Origin of the sequence: Enterobacter cloacae complex sp. I3, assembly GCF_014896175.1 — a bacterium.
Lineage (GTDB): Bacteria > Pseudomonadota > Gammaproteobacteria > Enterobacterales > Enterobacteriaceae > Enterobacter > Enterobacter bugandensis.
The window spans coordinates 1-20485 of the sequence record NZ_JADBQZ010000007.1; the positions used below are offsets into that span (position 1 = coordinate 1).

Annotated in this window: 18 protein-coding genes; 5 read left to right on the forward strand and 13 right to left on the reverse strand. The window is 53.9% G+C overall.

The genetic code is table 11. The features are described 5' to 3' along the window. From IM271_RS20175 to IM271_RS06645, 10 genes are all read right to left on the reverse strand, one after another. On the reverse strand, positions 1-226 hold a 226-nt coding region (locus IM271_RS20175; protein ID WP_226858951.1), incomplete at its 3' end, for a hypothetical protein. Beyond that, positions 223-864, reverse strand: coding sequence for a hypothetical protein (locus IM271_RS06605; RefSeq protein WP_193052360.1), 642 nt, complete (start codon positions 862-864; stop codon positions 223-225). The genes IM271_RS20175 and IM271_RS06605, both read right to left, overlap by 4 nt. 25 nt (positions 865-889) lie before the next feature. After that, positions 890-3523 carry a type VI secretion system ATPase TssH gene (tssH, locus tag IM271_RS06610; RefSeq protein ID WP_193052361.1) on the reverse strand — a complete coding sequence of 878 codons (2634 nt, stop codon included), beginning with the start codon at positions 3521-3523 and terminating at the stop codon, positions 890-892. Between the two features lie 159 nt (positions 3524-3682). Further along, positions 3683-4174 (reverse strand): type VI secretion system effector Hcp, encoded by a 492-nt coding sequence (gene hcp, locus IM271_RS06615; RefSeq protein ID WP_001007319.1) that lies wholly within the window; start codon positions 4172-4174, stop codon positions 3683-3685. Between the two features lie 5 nt (positions 4175-4179). After that, the gene (locus IM271_RS06620) at positions 4180-5904 is read right to left on the reverse strand and encodes an OmpA family protein (RefSeq protein ID WP_193052362.1); all 1725 of its coding nucleotides are present in this window, start codon (positions 5902-5904) and stop codon (positions 4180-4182) included. 3 nt (positions 5905-5907) lie between these two features. Next, positions 5908-6561: a type VI secretion system protein TssL, short form gene (gene tssL, locus IM271_RS06625; RefSeq protein ID WP_193052363.1), complete on the reverse strand. Its 654-nt coding sequence runs from the start codon at positions 6559-6561 to the stop codon at positions 5908-5910. Next, on the reverse strand, positions 6558-7895 hold the full coding sequence (gene tssK / locus IM271_RS06630) for a type VI secretion system baseplate subunit TssK (RefSeq protein WP_045259656.1): 1338 nt from the start codon (positions 7893-7895) through the stop codon (positions 6558-6560). The genes tssL and tssK overlap by 4 nt, the downstream gene beginning before the upstream one ends. A gap of 18 nt (positions 7896-7913) precedes the next feature. After that, the gene (gene tssC / locus IM271_RS06635; RefSeq protein WP_193052364.1) at positions 7914-9458 is read right to left on the reverse strand and encodes a type VI secretion system contractile sheath large subunit; all 1545 of its coding nucleotides are present in this window, start codon (positions 9456-9458) and stop codon (positions 7914-7916) included. A 32-nt stretch (positions 9459-9490) separates the two neighbouring features. Further along, complete coding sequence (gene tssB, locus IM271_RS06640; protein WP_193052365.1) at positions 9491-9988, reverse strand: type VI secretion system contractile sheath small subunit; 498 nt, start codon at positions 9986-9988, stop codon at positions 9491-9493. A 644-nt stretch (positions 9989-10632) separates the two neighbouring features. Next, complete coding sequence (locus IM271_RS06645) at positions 10633-10770, reverse strand: hypothetical protein (protein ID WP_162196518.1); 138 nt, start codon at positions 10768-10770, stop codon at positions 10633-10635. A 12-nt stretch (positions 10771-10782) separates the two neighbouring features. Here IM271_RS06645 and lpxP point away from each other — a divergent pair, with 12 nt between their 5' ends. Both lpxP and ypdK read left to right on the forward strand, forming a co-directional pair. Next, complete coding sequence (gene lpxP, locus IM271_RS06650) at positions 10783-11703, forward strand: kdo(2)-lipid IV(A) palmitoleoyltransferase (RefSeq protein WP_028013977.1); 921 nt, start codon at positions 10783-10785, stop codon at positions 11701-11703. A 358-nt stretch (positions 11704-12061) separates the two neighbouring features. Continuing rightward, on the forward strand, positions 12062-12133 hold the full coding sequence (ypdK, locus tag IM271_RS20305; RefSeq protein WP_099458937.1) for a membrane protein YpdK: 72 nt from the start codon (positions 12062-12064) through the stop codon (positions 12131-12133). A gap of 50 nt (positions 12134-12183) precedes the next feature. Here the strand turns inward: ypdK and alaC are convergent, their stop codons facing one another. Further along, entirely contained in the window at positions 12184-13422 is a 1239-nt protein-coding gene (alaC, locus tag IM271_RS06660) for an alanine transaminase (protein WP_028013978.1), read from the reverse strand. Between the two features lie 386 nt (positions 13423-13808). On the opposite strand from alaC, the gene IM271_RS06665 reads away from it, so the two are divergent. Both IM271_RS06665 and IM271_RS06670 read left to right on the forward strand, forming a co-directional pair. Next, complete coding sequence (locus tag IM271_RS06665) at positions 13809-15515, forward strand: sensor histidine kinase (RefSeq protein WP_193052366.1); 1707 nt, start codon at positions 13809-13811, stop codon at positions 15513-15515. Position 15516: 1 nt separating this feature from the next. Further along, positions 15517-16248 carry a LytTR family DNA-binding domain-containing protein gene (locus tag IM271_RS06670; protein ID WP_028013980.1) on the forward strand — a complete coding sequence of 244 codons (732 nt, stop codon included), beginning with the start codon at positions 15517-15519 and terminating at the stop codon, positions 16246-16248. A gap of 38 nt (positions 16249-16286) precedes the next feature. Here the strand turns inward: IM271_RS06670 and glk are convergent, their stop codons facing one another. Then, positions 16287-17252, reverse strand: a complete 966-nt coding sequence (gene glk, locus IM271_RS06675; RefSeq protein ID WP_028013981.1) for a glucokinase — start codon at positions 17250-17252, stop codon at positions 16287-16289. A 205-nt stretch (positions 17253-17457) separates the two neighbouring features. On the opposite strand from glk, the gene IM271_RS06680 reads away from it, so the two are divergent. Further along, on the forward strand, positions 17458-18693 hold the full coding sequence (locus IM271_RS06680) for an ion channel protein (RefSeq protein WP_028013982.1): 1236 nt from the start codon (positions 17458-17460) through the stop codon (positions 18691-18693). Here the strand turns inward: IM271_RS06680 and ipdC are convergent, their stop codons facing one another. Continuing rightward, positions 18694-20352, reverse strand: coding sequence for an indolepyruvate decarboxylase (gene ipdC, locus IM271_RS06685; protein WP_193052367.1), 1659 nt, complete (start codon positions 20350-20352; stop codon positions 18694-18696). Positions 20353-20485 lie beyond the last annotated feature (133 nt).

Consider the following 20485-nt stretch of genomic DNA (forward strand, 5'->3'; position numbering starts at 1 on the left):
ATCTATAATGTTCCCATTCATCATAAATGTATTTCAAGGCGAATTTATAAAGTCCATAACCTATGAGAAAGGCTACTATACCTGCCCCACCTAGAATGAAGCGGTAAGTATTGGCTGAAAAAAAGAAACAGTAGAAAGAGTAAATCATACTGACAGCTCCTAGCGTCATCCCGATACTGGCTACGATCCGTGAAACAATGATAAGTATAAAATCTTTTATATTCATAAACCTCCAAAGAAGTATTCGCAGACATTATTAAACTCTTCAGGATTTATCTTTGCAATTTCACAAGCCGTCTCATAAGGCCTAACAATGTCCTCAACAAGATAATAAAAAAGATCAAAATCACCCATACTGTTTAATTTCTCATACATTATGGGGTTTCTTTCACGCAAGTACCGTGATGTATAAATAGATCTTGATGCTTCAGCACCAACTCCCAATACACCACCAGCAACAGAACCAGAAAAAAAGGCACCAACTCCCTGAGATATAATCGCCCTACCGAGGTTAACCCCCGTAAACTGCGAGAAGATCATTTTACCTATAACACTTCCCGATATATTTCTTGAAAAATGTGAAATTTTATGCATGTCTACATGAGAAACAAAATCATCTATAAATGGTTTAATAACCTTATAAATAACCTCATTGTTAAAAGTTACTTTTTTAACCAGTGCTGCTAACCGAAATTTATCATTCTGATTCTCTCTGCGGTGTTCCGTATCTATAAAATCACAGCCAAGATAGGCAAGGCTGACGGGTAAGGAAATAACACCTTTCGCCACAGCACCGATAAACCCAGACCCATCGATATGAATGGCCTCAAGCATATCTCTGGCAATCTCTTTTGCGCTGTCCATAATTGCTACCCTTTAGATAAACCAGTTAATCAAACGCCAGCACAATCCCTTCTTCGTCATCCCAGCCCAGCGTCAGGCTGTGTGGCTTCTGTTTCGCGGCCATGTGGGTCAGCAGTTGTTGACTCAGTACTGGCAGAATCTGCTGATTGAGCAGGCTGTCGACGTTGCGTGCGCCGCTGTCCGGCAGCAGGCAGGCGGCGGTCAGGGCGTCATACAGGCTCTCATTAATCTGCGTGGTCAGGCCGTAGTGGCGATGCAAGCGCTTGCTAACCTGTAACAGCTTCATTTCCACGATGGTACGCATGGCCGCTTCCGCCAGCGGACGGTAAATCACGGTCTGGAAGCGGGCCAGCAACGCGGGCTGGAAGTGGTCACGCAGGATCGGACGCAGCAGTTCGTGCAGATCGCCTTCGGTGGATTCAGGTTGTTCGTCCAGCAGCTGCATCAGGGGGTCGCTGCCGAGGTTGGAGGTCATCAGAATAACTGTGTTGCGGAAGTCGATTTTACGACCTTCACCGTCGCGCATAAAGCCACGGTCGAACACCTGGTAGAACAGGTTCATCACGTCGCGGTGCGCTTTTTCGACTTCATCGAGCAGCACCACGCTGTACGGTCGCTTACGCACGGCTTCGGTGAGAATACCGCCCTGACCGTAGCCAACGTAGCCCGGAGGGGAGCCCTTCAGTTGGGAAACAGTATGAGGCTCCTGGTACTCGGACAAGTTGATGGTAATCAGTGATTTTTCACCGCCGTACATCACGTCCGCCAGAGCCAGGGCGGTTTCGGTTTTCCCCACCCCACTCGGGCCCACCAGCAGAAATACGCCCTGAGGGCCATTCTCAGATGTAAGACCCGTTTTTGCCGCACGCAGGCGCTGCGCGATGGCCGCGAGCGCCACATCCTGCCCGACCACACGTTTGCCAATTTCATCTTCCAGGGTAAGCAGTTCGGTCTGCTCATCTTTCATCAGTGATGACAGCGGAACGCCTGTCCAGTCAGCAATCACATTGGCAACGGTGCGCACATCCACATCTAGCGAGAGCAGCGGGTTGCTGTGCTGCATGCCGTGCAGTTCCTGCTGCAGCGCGTGCGTCTCGCTCTGACGGGAGATGTCCTGGCGGCTTTCCAGCAGTTGTTCGGTGAGTTTCAGTTCCTGCCCGTATTGAGTTTCAAGCTCGTCGAGAGCAACGATAAGATCGTTCTCTTCCTGCTCAATGACGGTCAGGCGTTCACCATGGCTCTGATTGCCGACAGCAATATCTTCCAGCAGTGCCTGCTTCTCCATTTCAAGAGAGGTGATCTGCGAGCGAATGCAGGTCAGCTGCTCCGGCACGGTGTCGAGGCTCATGCGGACGCGCGCTGCGGCGGTGTCGAGCAGGTCAACTGCCTTGTCCGGCAGCTGGCGGCCCGTCAGATAGCGGCGAGAAAGCGTAACTGCCGCGCGCACCGCATCGTCGGTAATGTGCACGTTATGGTGCTCGGCGTAGCGGGATTTCAGACCACGGAGCATCAGACAGGCGGTGTCGTCATCCGGCTCGTCCACTTTGACCATCTGGAAGCGGCGCTCCAGTGCGGCATCGCGTTCAAAGTACTGCTTGTACTCACTCCAGGTGGTGGCCGCAATGGTACGCAGTTCACCACGCGCCAGCGCTGGTTTTAGCAGGTTCGCTGCATCGGCACCGCCCGCCTGATTGCCTGCGCCGATGATGGTATGCGCTTCATCAATAAACAGCAGGACCGGGGACGGGGATTGCTGCACCGCGTCGATGACTTTTTTCAGCCGCTGTTCGAACTCACCTTTCACGCCCGCGCCGGCCTGTAGCAGGCCCAAGTCGAGGGTACGCAGAGTGACCGTTTTAAGGGATTCAGGCACATTACCCTCGGCAATACGCAGCGCCAGACCTTCAACCAGTGCGGTTTTCCCCACGCCCGGCTCGCCGACCAGAATCGGGTTGTTTTTGCGGCGACGAGAAAGGATGTCCACCATCTGCCGGATTTCTGTGTCACGGCCAAACACAGGATCGATCTTCCCTTCCTTCGCTTTGGCGGTGACATCGAGGGTGAATTTGTCCAGCGCGTTCTGCAGTGCAGGACTCAGTTCCCCCTCTTCCATTTCCTCACCAGCCGGACGCCCGACAAACTCCACTTCACCGCCGTGGTTCTGTGCCAGCTCAGCTTCGCGCTGCATTTCCGGACGCTCATCCGATTGCGCATCCAGCAACGGTCTCAGGCGCTCCAGTTGGCTCTGACCAAGCGTTAACAACGGCCAGAGGCCGTCACAACGAGCCAGTTTTGGTTTTTCCACCAGCGCCATCAGCAGATGGACGCTGCGAATGTGCTCTTCACCATTGAGTGAGGCCAGTAGCCAGGCTTGCTGCATCAGAGTCTGGATGTCTTCTGAGAGCTGGGGCCGATGGCGTACGGAACGAGGTTGTTTATCCAGCCAGCCGAGCAGATCCTGCCAGATGCCATCCATATCCCACTCGTAGCGGCGTGCCAGCACAGTGAGATCCCCCTCGCCTTGCTCCAGCAGCTTCAGCAGCCAGTGCTCCGGCAGAATTTCGGCATGGGCACGGGTCTGGCATAGCGATGCCGCCCCTTCCATCGCGCGGGCGCAGTAAGGGTTCAGACGACGTAACAGGATGGCTGGATTTTCCATGAGATTCTCTCTTTGTCGGTTCCTGGACACGCTACCGCCCCTCGCTGTTCACCAAAGCGCATAAGGTCAGGCAGGCAGGTTGTATTTTCTTTGCTGAGCGCCCGCGTCTCAGGCGCTCAGCAAAAAACTGCGGGCAGGAAAAACCTGCCCGCATCAGGATTACGCGGTGGCGCGTTCGTTCCAGGAATCGGAATGAATGATGTTGCCGTCTTTGTAGGTCCAGGTGATTTTTTCGTAACGCAGCTCGATCTGCTCAAGGTGGTTATGCTTCTCGAAAGAAGGATCCTTGATGTCGTGCATTACCGGGTTCACTTTCACCACCTTGACGTTTTCAAGTTTGGTGTTGAAGTACTCCACTTCCTGGCCCGCATCGTTGATTTTGTACCACTTGAACTCAGCGGATTTCAGGGTCTGACCCGTGGTCACCGCCTTGTACAGGTACGGGCTGGAGGAGTCGATTTCCTTAGTGAACAGGAACGGGGTGTGGATACGGGTCCCGGTCAGCTTGCCGGTGTTGTTGTCGGTCGGGATGTACAGATTATGTTCCTGAGCGACCACTTCGATGCTGCCTTCACGATCCTGAACGTCAACAGACCCTTTGATGTCTGCGCCGCCGTCATCCTTCAGCCAAAGATAAACAGGAATTGCCATGTTAATTACTCCGTTTTATTTTCTGAGACGCCATCATCCTGCGATGGCGCCGGGTGTTTGCCGGGTATCTGACAGGCACTTGCCTGCGGTACCAGACTGATTTCGACACGGCGGTTAAGCGCACGCCCTTCCGGAGTGTCGTTGGTTGCGACAGGGCGGCTTTCGCCATAGCCCTGCACCGCAAAACAGCTTTCCGGCACGTCGCCGGTGTCACGCATCCAGCTGCGCACCGCTTCGGCACGCTTAAGAGACAACGTCTGGTTCAGCTGCGGATTGCCGGTGTTATCGGTATGCCCTGATACGACAATCAGCCAGCCTGGCTTCGCTTTGATGCCAACCAGTGAATTCACCAGCATTTTGGTGGAGCCTGCTTTCAGCTCGAACTTGCCGGAATCGAACAGCGACATGCTGTCGAGGCGAATGGTTTTCGGCCCCTGAATGATTTTCTTAATGACCGGTGGAGGCGGTGGCGGAGGTGCCCAGTCGCTGAGAGCGGCCTCAACGAGCGGAACCAGACGCAGCCCCTGATACAGCCCCAGGCGATAACGTAGTGGTTCCCCACGACGCAGCCAGTCGTCGAGCAATGCGCCATCAGCCCGCAGACGCTGCTGCGCATGCAGTTTCGGTTCAACTGGCTTACCGCTCAGTTGGTGATACAACGCAAGATGATCGCCAACGTTACGGATGAGGCGCTGGTTATTCACCCAGGACGCCAGCATCGCCAGCGCAAGGAAAATACCCCCGAGTAGACCGGCATAACCCCAGAACACCATCCTACGGCTGACACCATGTCGGCGTGGTAGCGCAGGCAACAGCAGTTCAGGTAGCGGCAATGGCTCTGTGGCCACGACCACATCCGGTGGCAGCGCCGTCACGGAGGTAATGTGCTGTTGCCAGAGATTGCCCACGATGCCGTTCACCCGCACCATGCACATGCCCTGCACACAGGGCTTCATCACGGGTAACTCACCCCGCCGTACCGACAACAAGTCATTCACCGCGCTATTCTGCCAGGCAAGCAGACTGTCCAGCCACAGGCCCTGACTCAGACGGGAAAGACGTCCGTCTGTTCCAGCCTCCCGGGCCCACTCCGTCAGTGACACATTGCCCTGGCCAGGCTGATATACCTGAATACCGCTCCGCTGGTTTACCGTGGTAAACCAGACAGGCTCGGCTTCCGCACACGCCGACGGTGGTGATACCCAGGTTACGGTCCACAGTGGAGGGATGGAGCCAAATGCTGCGCGGCACTGGACGACAGCACGCTGCCAGCCCCGCAGAGACTGGGTAAAATCATCACCGGATTTGTGCTGCTCAGGCACCACCGCCAGCATGACCGAGATTTGCGACACCAGAGCCGGGCGCACCAAACTCAGGTGCTGCGCAAAGAGCGGTAGTTGCTCTGCGTCCTTTACCCACAGATACCAGCCCTGCCGGGTTTCCCGGTGACGGATTCCGGACACAAAGAGCGGAGCGTTATCACCACAGACAAAGATTACCGCCCCCTGAAAATCTTCCGGCGGCAGGCTTTCATCCACAATCTCAAGAACAGCGGTTGCCCGCGCCAGAGAAGCCCGACGCAGGCACCAGAAAATAACTCCGGCCACCAGAGCAACCAGAAGACCGAGTGCCAGACGGCTGCCCGTGGACAGTGGCCAGAATCCCAGAATGAGCCACAACGCCAGAACGGCACCCAGAGCAGTTAACAGACTTCGGTACGTATCCCGCATCACTTACCCCGGCCTGACAATCTGGCTTACCAGCCCGGTAAGCGAAGACGAAAGGAAAAACCAGAGCGCAGTCAGAGCGACGGCGGCCACTACCCAGCTCAACCAGTACCAGCGACGACCGCTACGCAGGCGTGATGCGCGCACAACAATGGGGGCATCCTGTGCCAATGTGAAGGCGGGCACCCGCTCTGCGAGAGCGCGAACAATATCTTCCCGACGCTCATCATCCTGAGCGCGATACTGACCCACGAACCCCAGTTGCAGAGTCCGGTACATACAGGTCAGGACGGCGGTATCAGGGGCAGTTTCTTTCAGCAGATTACGGATTCTTTCCCATAGATCTTCACCAGCATTGAGGGTACCGAAGAAATGTGCCTGCAGCGGATCACGGCGCCAGGTCAGGTAGCCATCATCGGTGGTTCCCCGGTTCATCACGCTCTCATCAAGCAGTGCACAAAGGGTATACACCATATGGTCACGGCTGATGTCGCTGTAACCTGCCTCCGTGAGCGCAGCTTTCGCCTCCCGAACCAGACCGCAGGCACGGCGATAGAGCCCTTCCCCGTCACGCACTTCCTGACCACTCCGCAGTTGGCTGGCCATCAGCCAGCCCGGGTAGAAGATATGTTCTATCTGACTAAGTTCAGATTTATTCATGTACGCAGCACCGCAAAGAGTTCGAGATCAACATCCCCCAACGAGCGTGGGGTATAGAAGGTGCAACAGCCCATCTCAAGCATTGCGCGAGCCGCCTCACTGCTCAGATCCAGCGAGAAATACTGGTTCTCAAGGCGCAACGGGATAGCGGCCGGAACATGCGTCAAAGGCTTAATCAGCATCCCACTCAGAGCCACATTCACCACATCCGAAACATCATCGAAGCTGCCCGCTTTACACAACTGCGGGAATTTAGTCTGAAGCTCATGGTTCGGCATGGAGGAGCGTACTGAGAGATAGAAGTCCGCCCCTTCGCGCAGACGTGCGTCGTGCAGGGCACCTTTCCAGATCTGGTCCTGATGCTCCAGGTGGATACTTATTACCCGCGACGGCAGGCTCGCTTCCAGTAGTTTGTCCAGCAGTGCCAGCAGCGGCGGGAATACTCGTTCCGGTGCATCGTGCTGGTAAGCAGGAATATCGCTGGCGTCGTGCTCAAGTGAGAAAGTCAGCAGGCTGCCGGCCAGACGGGTCAGTTCGCGATACAACAGTTCCGGGTGGCGCTCAGGCGTCTGAAGCAGTTCAATCAGCACCGGCTCGGCACTGTTCAGGGCATTCAGCAGCCAGAACAGGGAGACATCCGCGACAGCAAAGTCTGCCATCCGCTCATTGCTTTCACGGCGCATGGCCATCAGGCGACGGCGGCGGACCTGCAGACGAACCAGTAGGTCCCCCAGTTCTGTGGTCAGCCACGGACTTGCAGAAACGGAAAGCATCGGGGGAATGAAAGCAGGATCACGGCCCCACTTCCCCTGAGCATTACGTACCAGACGGGTCACCGGACAGATTAGGTATGCCGTGTTTTCCTGGCTGGACAGACGCAGGGTTAGCGCATTACGTAGAATGGCGAGTTCCCCGCTTTCATGACCAGCAAGTTCCTGCACCACCACACGTTCTGCTTTCCAGCGACGGGGGCGTTCACTGTCCTGTCCATTATCGAGGTTGCCACCACTGGCACTCAGCAGTGGCAATGCGGCAAGCACCTCAACAGCCTCAGCGCCGTTTGCGGCAGACAAATCACAAACCGGCGGAATATTATCCGCCAGGTCCGTATCAACGATTGTGCCATCCTGGAAACGTATGACCAGACGGATGGCATTCAGCCGCGAGAGCGCAAGTGCAGCGTCATCAAACTCTGCTGCAACCACGCCCCAGGGATGAGAAATACCCATCCGGGCGACCATATTGGCAACGTGCTCACTCCAGCGGACCTGCTGCTGGAACTGTTGCGGGGCCAGAGCGGCCCCATCCTCCCAAAGTGGGCGGTAAATTTTCATCCCTGATCACCCCTTGCCTTACGATTTTGCTTTAGGCATCTGTGAAACAAGCGACAAATTGACGTCCATCCCTTCCACCTGGAAGTGCGGGATAGCGTACAATTTCACGCGGAAGAAGCCCGGGTTATCCTCAATATCTTCCACCACCACTTTCGCGTCACGCAGTGGGTGAGACGCCTGAAGTTCATCGCCCGGATCGGTCATTTCGGTCACCAGACTGCGGACCCAGGTGTTCAGCTCCAGCTCCAGAAGTCGGCGATCCTTAGTGGTGCCAATGTTTTCGCGCTGAATCAGCTTCAGGTAGTGGGCGATACGCGACAGCAGGAAGATGTACGGAAGACGCGCATTGATGCGGCTGTTCGCCGTTGCATCTGCGGTGTCATACAGCGCCGGTTTCTGCGTGGAGTTAGCCGAGAAGAAGCAGGCGTAGTCGCGGTTTTTGTAGTAGGACAAAGGAATGAAGCCCAGATTCGCGAATTCGAATTCACGGGTTTCAGGAATCATCACTTCGCTAGGGATTTTTACCTGATTGCCAGTACCGAGATCGTACAGATGGATAGGCAGGTCCTGAACCGCACCACCAGCCTGTGGCCCACGGATCTGTACACACCAGCCATTATTGATAAAGCTGCGCACCATATTGGACGCAAAAGCAAACGATGCGTTGGTCCACAGGTATTTGTCGTGATCCGGACCTTTGACTTCTTCGACATAATTGAAGCTGCGAACCGGAACGGTATCCGGGCCATACGGCAAACGTCCCAGTACGCGGGGCATCACCAGACCGATGTAGCGCGCGTCGTCCGTATTGCGGAACGATTTCCACTTGATGTACTCGGCGCGGTCAAAATAGTTACCAATATCTTTAATCGCCGCAACGTCTTCCATTGACTCCTTGAGGAAGAATTTCGGGCCTGCCGAGCCGATAAATGGCATATGTGCCGCAGCAGAGACTTTAGAGATATTGCGCAACAGAGCGACATCCTGCGCTGAAGCGTCGAACTCGTAAGCGGAAATCAGCGCCGCAATCGGCTCGCCGCCCGGGGTATCATATTCGTCGATGTAGGTGTGTTTATACAGACCACTCTGGATCACCTCCGGACAGTCTTCAAAGTCCTGGCGCAGGTCTTCTTTAGACATACTCAGAAGCTCAATTTTCACATTCTGGCGAAAATCGGTTTTATCCACCAGCGACTTCACCCCGCGCCACAGGCTCTCAACCGCCTGAAATTCATCATGGTGCATTACAGCGTCCAGCTGGCGGCTGATCTGAAAATCAAGCTCAGCGATATGGTGATCAATCAGGCTTTTATCCAGTTTTTCGACTTTCGAGCCTGCTTTGGTCAGACACTCCAGAAAGACCTGCATACCTGCAGTCAGACGTTCATCGGCGGTGGCATCCGACATCGCCTGTGCATCTTGCCAGATATCCAGCGCGCTCAGCTCAGAGACCGGGCTCAGATTGATTTTCTCAAACAGGGAAGCGTAAACCCCACCCGCTGCCGGGCGCTCCAGCACCACGCTTTCACCGCCAGTAATATTATTTTGTACAGACATGAGCATTCCTTGATTAATCCGTTAAAACAGCCTGATGGTTACGATTTTTTTGACGCCAGTGCGGATAATTCATTTCGCAACTCAGCACTAAGCGACTGGTCAAGAACGATTTTTTCCAGCTCTTTTCGGAAAGTCTGGTTATCCAAAAGGTTGGCTTTCAAATCACGGAGCAAGTTGCGCATCGCCAGCATCGCCTTCAGTTGCGGTATCTGGGCTGCCACCTGCTCAGGCGTAAAGTCTTTCATGCTCTGGAAAGTCAGCTGAATGTTGTCCTCACCGCCATCATCAGTCAGCGTATTTTTAACGGTCAGATTAACTTTTGGGGAATATTCGGAAAGAACGCTATCAAAATTGTTCTTCGTGATATTAACCTTTTCGCGCTCAAATATTGACGCTGTGTCCTGCCCATTACTAAAATCACCCGCAACAAGCAATTTCAATGGTAATTCCATTTTCTTGCTTGCTCCGCCAGTATGCAGGTCAAGCTTTAGGTTAATACGTGCCTTAGGCACTTCATTCTGAAAACTGTCAGCCATCTCATCATCCCTCTTTGGTTTTGCTATGCCAACTTCACGGTATCGCTTTGATGCGCAATCATAGAATAATGATCGACACAAAATCAAATACGCAGATCATTAACCCGCAATGAGAAATTTCTTAAGAATTTTCTGCTAAACTATTATTGTGTAATGCCCTGACAAGGCAGAAAAAGAAACTACTCTTTTCGCGCAAACCAAATATTTATATCGTTAAAAGGATCGCAACCAGTGAGATACTAATAAAAACAACTTATTTTGATTTGCATCACGACACTTTGTCAAAAAAGCATGAATTAACTGAAAGAAGCTATTGAGGAACGTAAAAAAAGAAGAGACGAAAGAAGTATGAAAAGTGAATATTTTATTGATGGAATGAATAATATATAAGATTTTTCCTTATGAAAATTCTTATTTATTATATGTAGTAAAAAATTCATTTCCGGATACTTAACGAGTCGTCAATCATTAATACCGTGCTTGTTCATGAATTGATTTTATCCTTGCACAAAGGCTTTTGCTCGCCGCGCAAGAAGGAGGGATGCTCTCAATGCGGCTGTTTATAAAATCTGTAAAATCAAACACCTCCTGGATCGTCGCTTTTTTAATCAAAAACGAGTAATAGCACATAACGTATAACGGTGCTACATTACGCCGCCCACCCAAATCAGCAGTGGCCAGGTAACGCCGTAAAGTTCGGTAAAGCCTGCAACCATCACCTTGAAGAACGGTCTTATCGGCACGTCGTATCGCACACGCTGCGCTACCTTTACAGGCTTCACATAGGTTTCACTATTTTGTCTCAATCCAAATTTCAACGCGCGTTTTTACACCCGCGTTACTGGTTTACATGGTTTGGTCTTGGCGTTCTCTGGCTGCTGGTACAACTCCCCTACCCTGTGCTGCGTATGCTGGGGTCGAAACTGGGCAGCGCATCCCGCTATTTCCTGAAGCGTCGCGAATCTATCGCGCGTAAAAACATCGAGCTTTGCTTTCCTCAGTACAATGCTGAAGAACGCGAGAAACTGATCTCTGAAAACTTTAAATCCATCGGCATGGCGCTGCTTGAAACCGGCATGGCCTGGTTCTGGCCGGATGAACGCGTCCGCAAGTGGTTTGATGTAGAAGGACTGGACAACCTTAAACGCGCTCAGCTGCAAAAACGCGGCGTGATGGTTGTTGGCGTGCACTTTATGTCGCTGGAGCTGGGCGGGCGCGTGATGGGCCTTTGTCAGCCAATGATGGCAACCTACAGACCGCACAACAGTGCACTGATGGAGTGGGTTCAGACGCGAGGCCGCATGCGTTCCAATAAAGCGATGATCAGCCGTAACAACCTGCGCGGTATGGTTGGCGCCCTGAAGAAAGGTGAGGCCGTCTGGTTTGCTCCTGACCAGGATTACGGACGCAAAGGCAGCAGCTTTGCCCCCTTCTTTGCCGTGAAGGATGTAGCGACGACCAACGGGACTTTCGTCATTTCGCGTTTGTCAGGTGCCTCCATGCTGACCGTGACGATGGTGAGAAAAGCGGATAAGTCAGGCTACCGTCTGCACATCTCTCCGGAAATGGCTAACTATCCGGAAAACGAGTGTGAAGCGGCTGCGTTTATCAATAAGGTCATCGAAACTGAAATCATGCGTGCACCGGAGCAATATCTCTGGATGCATCGCCGTTTCAAAACGCGTCCTCTTGGCGAAGCCTCCCTCTATATTTAAGCCCTGCATGAAGGTTAGTTTCGCTAAGAAACTAGCCTTTTCAATCACCTGTCATCTCACTGCAAAACCGTCTTTGATGGCGTCGCCCAAAGTGAATTTATTGCGCTGTGAAATCAAACTGTCGCCGTTCCACGACACTCGTAAGTGGCGGAAATTATTTAAAAAAATCCCTCTTGTCACTCCTCATTTTTAAGCGTACATTAGCGCCGTCTGGCACCAGGAAAGCACAGAATTCTGAGCGGGAGTCATCGGCGTAACGGGAAAATTCTCATTTCTGTTTAGCCGGGATTTCAGTTCTCTATAATCAGTTGGACTCTGTTTTTAAATGCGTACCACAAGATACGCGGAGCGATGAAACGTGAAATATTTCTTTATGGGCATTTCGGTGATCGTTTTAGTCTGGGCCGGAACCTTTGCCCTGATGATCTAGTGAGAACATGCAGTCAAAAAAACAGGAGCCATTTGGCTCCTGTTTTTTTGTCATGAGGACACGGGGTTTTCAGCAACGCTCTTTGCTGAGAGCAGGCCATCGGCACGGAACATACTCTTGATGCCCCTCACCGCCTGACGAATACGGTCGCTGTTTTCGATTAAAGCAAAGCGCACGTGGGTGTCGCCATAATCACCAAAGCCGATGCCCGGGGACACACACACCTTCGCGTCCTGCAGCAGCTTTTTAGCAAACTCCAGCGAACCCATCGCTGCGTACGGTTCCGGAATTTTCGCCCAGACGTACATGGACGCTTTCGGCATCTCCACCATCCAGCCAGCCTCATGTAACCCTTTTACGAGTACGTCGCGGCGACGTTTATACTGAGCAGCAATGTCGTGAACGCACTGCTGATCGCCCTCCAGAGCGGCAATAGCGGCAACCTGCAGCGGCGTGAAGGTACCGTAATCGTGGTAACTCTTGATGCGCGCCAGTGCACTTACCAGCGTTTTGTTACCCACCATAAAGCCAATACGCCAGCCCGCCATGTTGTAGCTTTTCGACAGGGTAAAGAACTCCACCGCCACGTCACGCGCGCCCGGAACCTGCATTATCGACGGGGCTTTCCAGCCGTCATAGACGATATCGGCGTAGGCTAAATCATGAACCACCAGCACGTCATAACGCTTGGCCAGAGCGACAACTTTCTCGAAGAAATCAAGCTCCACGCACTGCGCCGTTGGGTTCGACGGGAAACCGAGGATCATCATCTTGGGTTTCGGGTAGCTTTCGCGAATGGCACGTTCCAGTTCGTTAAAGAAATCGACACCTTCCACCAGCGGAACAGAGCGCACCTGCGCCCCGGCAATCACCGCGCCGTAGATATGGATTGGGTAACTTGGATTGGGTACCAGCACCGTATCACCGTGATCCAGCGTGGCCAGCATCAGATGTGCCAGCCCTTCTTTCGAGCCGATGGTGACAATCGCCTCACTTTCAGGATCGATATCAACCTGATAACGATCCTGATACCAGCGCGAGATCGCGCGACGTAACCTGGGAATACCGCGCGAGGTTGAGTAGCCGTGCGTATCCGGGCGCTGGGCAACCGTGCAGAGCTTTTCAACGATATGCGGTGGCGTTGGGCCGTCAGGGTTACCCATGCTGAAATCGATAATATCTTCGCCGCGCCGACGCGCAGCCATCTTCAGTTCAGCAGTGATATTGAAAACATAAGGGGGGAGACGATCGATACGCGTAAAACGGCGTTCAGGACTGAATTCAGCCATAGATTCCTCAGATTAACGTTAGCGCCCGGACCGTCCGAGCGACGCTGCCACCGATGTGGCGTGCTTAGAAAATAACCTGAAAAAAAACACCCTGTCGAGAGGGAAATGAAAAAAAAGCGCCCGCGTGAAAACCGGAACACTGCAATGCCTGAAAATGGAAACAGGGTTCTGATATTGGCTTTCCGTTAGCCGTTATTTAACACAATGATATCAAAACAGTTACCTGGTGATTTGGCGTTGAGAAAAAATCGGGTAGCATCAATCCTCACCTGACAATCCCCTTTGTAAAATATGGTTTTTCCTCATTTGATAAACCCGACGGATAGCTGGTCAATACGCCCCAGGTTTTTTATCATGGTTCTTTCCCGTTTGCCCAGGTCTGCTCCGTGCACGAGATATTCACTATGCTGCTGGCGGTTTTTGACCGTGCGGCATTAATGCTGATTTGCCTGTTCTTCCTGATTCGCATTCGCCTGTTTCGCGAGCTTTTGCATAAATCCGCACACTCTCCGAAAGAGCTGCTGGCGGTTACCGCCATCTTTTCCCTGTTCGCACTGTTCAGCACCTGGTCCGGGGTGCCGGTAGAGGGTTCGCTGGTTAACGTGCGCATTATCGCCGTCATGTCCGGCGGAATTTTGTTTGGCCCGTGGGTGGGTGTCATCACCGGCGTGATTGCCGGGACCCATCGCTACCTGATTGATATCGGTGGCGTAACGGCAGTGCCATGCTTTATCACCAGCATTATCGCCGGGGTGCTTTCCGGCTGGATCGGCCGCAAGATCCCCAAAAAACAGCGCTGGCGCGCCGGGATTGCTGCGGGCATGGTGTGCGAAACGCTGACCATGATCCTGGTCGTCGTCTGGGCCCCCACCACCGCGCTGGGGCTGGATATCGTCTCGAAAATCGGTATTCCCATGATCCTGGGCAGCGTCTGCATCGGTTTTATCGTGCTGCTGGTACAGAGCGTTGAAGGGGAAAAAGAGGCCAGCGCCGCCCGTCAGGCCAAGCTGGCGCTGGATATTGCCAACAAAACGCTGCCGCTCTTTCGCCACGTTAACGCGGAGTCGCTGCGCCAGGTCTGCGAGATTATCCGCCACGACATTCACGCTGACGCCGTCGCCATCACAAATATCGACCACGTGCTGGCCTACGTAGGCGTTGGAGAACACAACTATCGCGACAGTGATGACACCATTAGTCCGACCACCAGACAGGCGATTAACTACGGAAAAATCATCATTAAAAACAATGATGAAGCTCACCGAACGCCGGAAATTCACTCGATGCTGGTGATCCCGCTATGGGAAAAAGGCGTTGTAACGGGCACGCTGAAAATTTATTACTGCCACGCGCATCAGATCACCTCCACGCTGCAGGAGATGGCCATTGGCCTGTCGCAGATTATCTCTACTCAGCTTGAGGTCTCCCGGGCAGAACAGCTGCGTGAGATGGCAAATAAGGCAGAGCTGCGCGCGCTGCAGAGCAAAATTAATCCCCATTTCCTGTTTAACGCGCTGAACGCTATCTCCTCTTCCATTCGTTTGAATCCGGACACCGCGCGCCAGTTGATTTTTAACCTGTCGCGCTATCTGCGCTACAACATCGAACTGAAAGATGACGAGCAGATCGATATTAAAAAAGAGCTTTATCAGATCAAAGACTATATCGCGATTGAGCAGGCGCGCTTTGGCGACAAGCTCACGGTGATTTACGATATTGATGAAGAGGTCAACTGCGTGATCCCGAGCCTGCTGATCCAGCCGCTGGTTGAAAACGCGATTGTTCACGGTATTCAGCCCTGTAAAGGCAAAGGGGTGGTCACCATCAGCATCACCGAAAGCGGCAACCGGGTACGAATTGCGGTACGCGATACCGGCCACGGGATTGACCCAAAAGTCATTGAGCGCGTGGAGTCTAACGAGATGCCCGGGAATAAAATCGGGCTGCTGAACGTGCACCACAGAGTCAAGCTTCTCTACGGCGACGGGCTGCATATTCATCGTCTTGAACCAGGCACTGAAATCGCTTTTTACGTCCCGAATGAGCGCTCCCTTGTTCATGCGGCGACATCTTTATTACCTCAGGGTGAGTAATATGAAAGTCATCATCGTTGAAGATGAATTCCTGGCTCAACAGGAACTAACCTGGCTTATCAAAACCCACAGCCAGATGGAGATTGTGGGTACGTTTGATGATGGTCTGGACGTGCTGAAGTTTCTGCAGCATAACCGGGTTGACGCGATTTTTCTGGATATCAATATTCCCTCGCTGGACGGCGTGCTGCTGGCGCAAAATATCAATCAGTTTGCCCATAAGCCGTTTATTGTGTTCGTTACCGCATGGAAAGAGCATGCCGTAGAAGCCTTCGAGCTGGAGGCATTTGACTATATTCTGAAGCCTTACCAGGAGTCGCGAATTGTCAGCATGCTGCAAAAGCTGGAGGCCGCATGGCAGCAACAGAGCGCTCCGGCTACCGCCAGCCCGACGATACGGGAAAACGACACCATTAATCTTGTCAAAGATGAGCGCATCATCGTGACCCCGGTCAACGATATCTACTATGCCGAAGCGCACGAAAAGATGACGTTTGTCTATACGCGGCGGGAATCGTATGTCATGGCGATGAACATTACCGAATTCTGCAGCAAGCTTCCGGCAGCCCACTTTTTCCGCTGCCACCGTTCGTTTTGCGTCAATTTAAACAAGATCCGCGAGATCGAACCGTGGTTTAACAACACCTATATTTTGCGCCTTAAGGATTTGGATTTTCAGGTGCCGGTGAGCCGCAGCAAAGTGAAAGAATTCCGCCAGCTGATGCACCTGTAACGAAAGAGCCCTCTCCCGCGGGAGAGGGTAATGATACATCAGAGAATTTGACCGAGAACCTGACGCAGATGGGCACCCGAACCCAGCAGGCCTGGGTTATCATGCACGATGAGATAAACGGGAATGTCCTGTACGTAGCTTCTGAAACGCCCTTTATCTTCAAACCCGCCGCGGAAACCGGAGGCTTTAAAAAAGTCGAGGAAGCGCGGCACGATCCCGCCCGCAATATAGACCCCGCCAAAGGTGCCCAGCGTCAGCGCCAGGTTGCCGCCGAACCGTCCCATAATGACGCAGAACAGCGAAAGAGCGCGACGGCAGTCGATGCAGCTGTCCGCCAGCGCGCGTTCAGTGACGTCTTTCGGTTGCAGGTTTTCCGGCAGACGACCGTCTGACTTCACAATCGCCCGATACAGGTTCACCAGCCCCGGCCCTGACAGGACGCGCTCGGCGGAAACGTGGCCTATCTCCGCGCGCAACTCTTCGAGGATAATGCCCTCTTCTTCGCTATTTGGCGCAAAGTCCACATGGCCGCCTTCACCCGGCAGGCTCACCCAGCGCTGAGCAACATGCACCAGGTGAGACACGCCCAGGCCGGTACCGGCCCCGTAAACCGCAATCGGCTTGCCCTCGACCGGTTCAGCGCCGCCAAACTGAATCAGGTGCTCCGGCTTCAGCATCGGGATCGCCATGGACACCGCGGTGAAGTCATTGATGATTTCCAGATGCGCAAAACCGAGATTCTTTTTCATCTCTGCGATGGAGAATGCCCAGGTATGGTTGGTCATTGCGACCCAGTCGCCGGTTATCGGGCAGGCAATGGCGATGCAGCCGTCTTCGACGCTCACCTGATGCTCTTCCAGATAGACGCGAACAACGGCCTCAAGGCTTGGGTAATCCAGCCCTGAGTAGGTCTTCGCCCGGGAAATTTCACCGCTACTTACATCGCATAATGCGAGACGCGCGTTCGTGCCGCCCACATCGCCTACCAAAGCATACTTTGTCATTCTTCTACTGCTCCGCTAAAGTCAGAATAAATCTTTCGGACACTGTAAATTCAAGGCGTGATAACAACAACGACCGGAAGGTGAATGCCCGTGGATTATCGATCTTCGTCACAGAATAACTTTACCGTTTCAGCACCTTTTGCACTATTGCCATAAGGCTTAATATGCAAAGTAACGTCATTGCATTTTGTACAAGGAAATCATCATGCTCCACCCGCGAGCCAGAACCATGCTGTTGCTGGCAATTCCGGCGCTGATCATTGGCGTGGCCTCAAGCCTGGTCCTTATCGTCGTGATGAAAATCGCGTCGGTGCTGCAAACACTATTATGGAACGCGCTTCCGGCTGGACTGGGCGTCACCGCTGATTCTCCTGCCTGGATCGTTGGGATGCTGACGTTAACCGGTATTGCAGTGGGCCTGGTGATCCGTTTTAGTCCCGGCCATGCCGGCCCCGATCCGGCACAGGAACCGCTGATTGGTGCCCCGGTAGCCCCCTCGGCGTTGCCAGGGCTCATCATTGCGCTGATTATCGGTCTGGCTGGAGGCGTTAGTCTGGGACCTGAGCATCCGATTATGGCCGTGAACATTGGCCTGGCGGTTTTTCTTGGTTCACGCATTCTGCCTCGCGTCGGCGCGCTGGACTGGACCATCCTCGCCTCCGCAGGCACCATCGGGGCGCTTTTTGGCACGCCTGTCGCTGCTGCCCTGATCTTTTCTCAGACGTTGGCCAGTGATAACGACGTCCCGCTCTGGGATAAGCTGTTCGCTCCGCTGATGGCCGCGGCTGCCGGCGCGCTGACGACAAGCCTGTTTTTCCATCCCCATTTTTCCCTCTCTCTGCCGCACTACGGAGAGATGCGGATTGCAGATATATTCAGCGGCGCCATCGTCGTCGCGATCGCCATCGCGCTGGGCATGGTGGCGGTATGGTGTCTTCCGCGCCTGCACCGGCTGGTGCATAAACTCAAACATCCGGTATTGATTCTGGGAACAGGGGGGTTAATCCTCGGTGTTTTAGGGGCAATTGGCGGAACGGTGACCCTGTTCAAAGGTCTGGACGAGATGCAGCAGCTGGCCTTCAGCCAGGTGTTTAGCGTGTCCGATTACCTGTTGTTTGCCGTCATCAAGCTGGCGGCGCTTGTCGTTGCTGCAGCGTGCGGTTTCCGCGGCGGGCGTATCTTCCCGGCGGTGTTTGTCGGCGTGGCGCTGGGGCTGATGCTGCACGAGCATGTCGACGCGGTTCCGGCGGCGATTACCGTTTCCTGCTCTATTCTGGGGCTGGTACTGGTGGTGACGCGCGATGCATGGCTGAGCCTGTTTATGGCGGCGGTGGTGGTGCCGGATTCGACGCTGTTCCCGCTGCTCTGCATCGTGATGTTGCCCGCCTGGCTCCTGCTGGCGGGCAAACCGATGATGATGGCCTGGCGAAACGACAAATAATCAGGCGCTATTGCGCGCTTCCAGCGCTTTGGTAATTGCTCCCAGCAGCGGCGGGATATCCGCTTTTGGCAGCATCACCTCAATTAGCGAGAGCCGCTCGTGGTGCGCCACTTTTTCCAGCACGTCCGCCAGCTGCTCCGCTTCACTGACTTGCCAGCACTGGGCCTGAGGATCGAGGCTCAGGGCCTGCGGGATTTGCGTCCAGTTCCATAGCGCAATGTCATTGTAACGCTGTTCCGGCCCGTGAATTGCCCTTTCAACCGTGTATCCTTCGTTGTTGAGCACCAGAATGATGGGATGTTGTTTATCACGCAACATTGACCCGAGCTCCTGAATGGTCAGCTGTGCCGCGCCATCCCCCGTCAGCACAATCACCCGCCGGTTCGGGCATGCCGTTTGCGCACCGAACGCCGCGGCCAGGGTGTAGCCGATCGAGCCCCACAGCGGCTGGACGATAAAATTCACGTCGGCAGGCAAACGCAGGTCAATCGCGCCGAAGGCCGAGGTGCCCTGATCGGCCAGGATGATGTATCCCGGGCGAATAAACGTTTGCAGCGTTTGCCAGAAATTCTCCTGCGTAAGTGAGCCGTCCGGCTGAGGGAAATTCATCGCGCTGTGCGATGCCGAAACAGGCTTATCGTGAATATGCTGTTTGCACAGCTCCAGCAGCGCTTCAATGGCCTGGGCCATCGGGATGCCGGTAAACCAGATATCGCCGACGCGGGCGGCATGAGGCTGGACTTCTATCGTCTGTGCAGGCGTTAACTGATGGGTAAACCCGGCCGTCAGAGTATCGGTAAAACGCGTGCCGATGCACAGCACCGTATCCGCCCCCTCTATCGCCTCTTTTACCGGACCGGCACTGGCTGAACCGCTGTATGTACCGTAAAAACCGGCGTTACGTTCGTCGAATATGCCTTTGCCCATCAGCATCGTGGCATGCGCCATCGGCACATCCTTCACCCACTTCTGCAGCGCGTGCTTCAGCCCATGGCGCAGGACAAGAAAATCCGCTAACAGCGCGGTACGCTTACTCGCTGCCAGTTGACGCTCCGCAGCATCCCGGAACGCTTTCAGGCAGGCGCTATCGGCATGCGCATGCCGAAGCGTGAGAGCGTTTACAGGCGGCGTAGCGGCTTTTTTTGCCACATCGGCAGGTAACATCAAATAGCCGGGGCGACGTTCCCGGAGCATCGTCGTCAGTACCCGGTCGATTTCATAACAGGCGTTTTGTTCGGTCAGGATCGCCTGTGCAACGGTGATCGGCTCGCTCATATGGTAAAAATGACGGAACTCACCATCGCCCAGCGTATGGTGCAGCAGTTCCCCTCTTTGCTGAGACGCCATCCCCGGCGCGCCAACAATATGCAGCACCGGAACGTGCTCGGCATAGCTGCCCGCAATGCCGTTCATGGCACTTAATTCGCCGACGCCAAACGTCGTCAGCAGCGCGGCGAAGCCCTTACAGCGGGCATATCCGTCAGCGGCATAAGAGGCGTTTAACTCGTTGGCACAGCCCACCCAGCAGATGTCCGGGCTGTCTATTACGTGGTCGAGAAACTGCAGGTTATAGTCGCCCGGCACGCCAAACAGATGATCGGCTCCACAATCTGTAAGACGGTCCAGCAGGTAATCGGCGACGCAGTACGGGGTACGCATAAACAGGTATCCTTCTGATGTTGACCTCACTTTGAGTATTAAATAAGCGTGATGGCTGTCCAGAATTGGCGATAAGAAGGCTATGGAAAGAATGCTTTACAAAAAATGCTGAGCTATGCTGCTTTTTTTCACG

What these genes read in the sequence shown, in the direction of transcription:
- IM271_RS06605 (WP_193052360.1), bottom strand. Translation starts at nt 864, where the DNA reads ATGGACAGCGCAAAAGAGATTGCCAGAGATATGCTTGAGGCCATTCAT.
- tssH (WP_193052361.1), bottom strand. Translation starts at nt 3,523, where the DNA reads ATGGAAAATCCAGCCATCCTGTTACGTCGTCTGAACCCTTACTGCGCC.
- hcp (WP_001007319.1), bottom strand. Translation starts at nt 4,174, where the DNA reads ATGGCAATTCCTGTTTATCTTTGGCTGAAGGATGACGGCGGCGCAGAC.
- IM271_RS06620 (WP_193052362.1), bottom strand. Translation starts at nt 5,904, where the DNA reads ATGCGGGATACGTACCGAAGTCTGTTAACTGCTCTGGGTGCCGTTCTG.
- tssL (WP_193052363.1), bottom strand. Translation starts at nt 6,561, where the DNA reads ATGAATAAATCTGAACTTAGTCAGATAGAACATATCTTCTACCCGGGC.
- tssK (WP_045259656.1), bottom strand. Translation starts at nt 7,895, where the DNA reads ATGAAAATTTACCGCCCACTTTGGGAGGATGGGGCCGCTCTGGCCCCG.
- tssC (WP_193052364.1), bottom strand. Translation starts at nt 9,458, where the DNA reads ATGCTCATGTCTGTACAAAATAATATTACTGGCGGTGAAAGCGTGGTG.
- tssB (WP_193052365.1), bottom strand. Translation starts at nt 9,988, where the DNA reads ATGGCTGACAGTTTTCAGAATGAAGTGCCTAAGGCACGTATTAACCTA.
- alaC (WP_028013978.1), bottom strand. Translation starts at nt 13,422, where the DNA reads ATGGCTGAATTCAGTCCTGAACGCCGTTTTACGCGTATCGATCGTCTC.
- IM271_RS06670 (WP_028013980.1), top strand. Translation starts at nt 15,517, where the DNA reads ATGAAAGTCATCATCGTTGAAGATGAATTCCTGGCTCAACAGGAACTA.
- glk (WP_028013981.1), bottom strand. Translation starts at nt 17,252, where the DNA reads ATGACAAAGTATGCTTTGGTAGGCGATGTGGGCGGCACGAACGCGCGT.
- IM271_RS06680 (WP_028013982.1), top strand. Translation starts at nt 17,458, where the DNA reads ATGCTCCACCCGCGAGCCAGAACCATGCTGTTGCTGGCAATTCCGGCG.
- ipdC (WP_193052367.1), bottom strand. Translation starts at nt 20,352, where the DNA reads ATGCGTACCCCGTACTGCGTCGCCGATTACCTGCTGGACCGTCTTACA.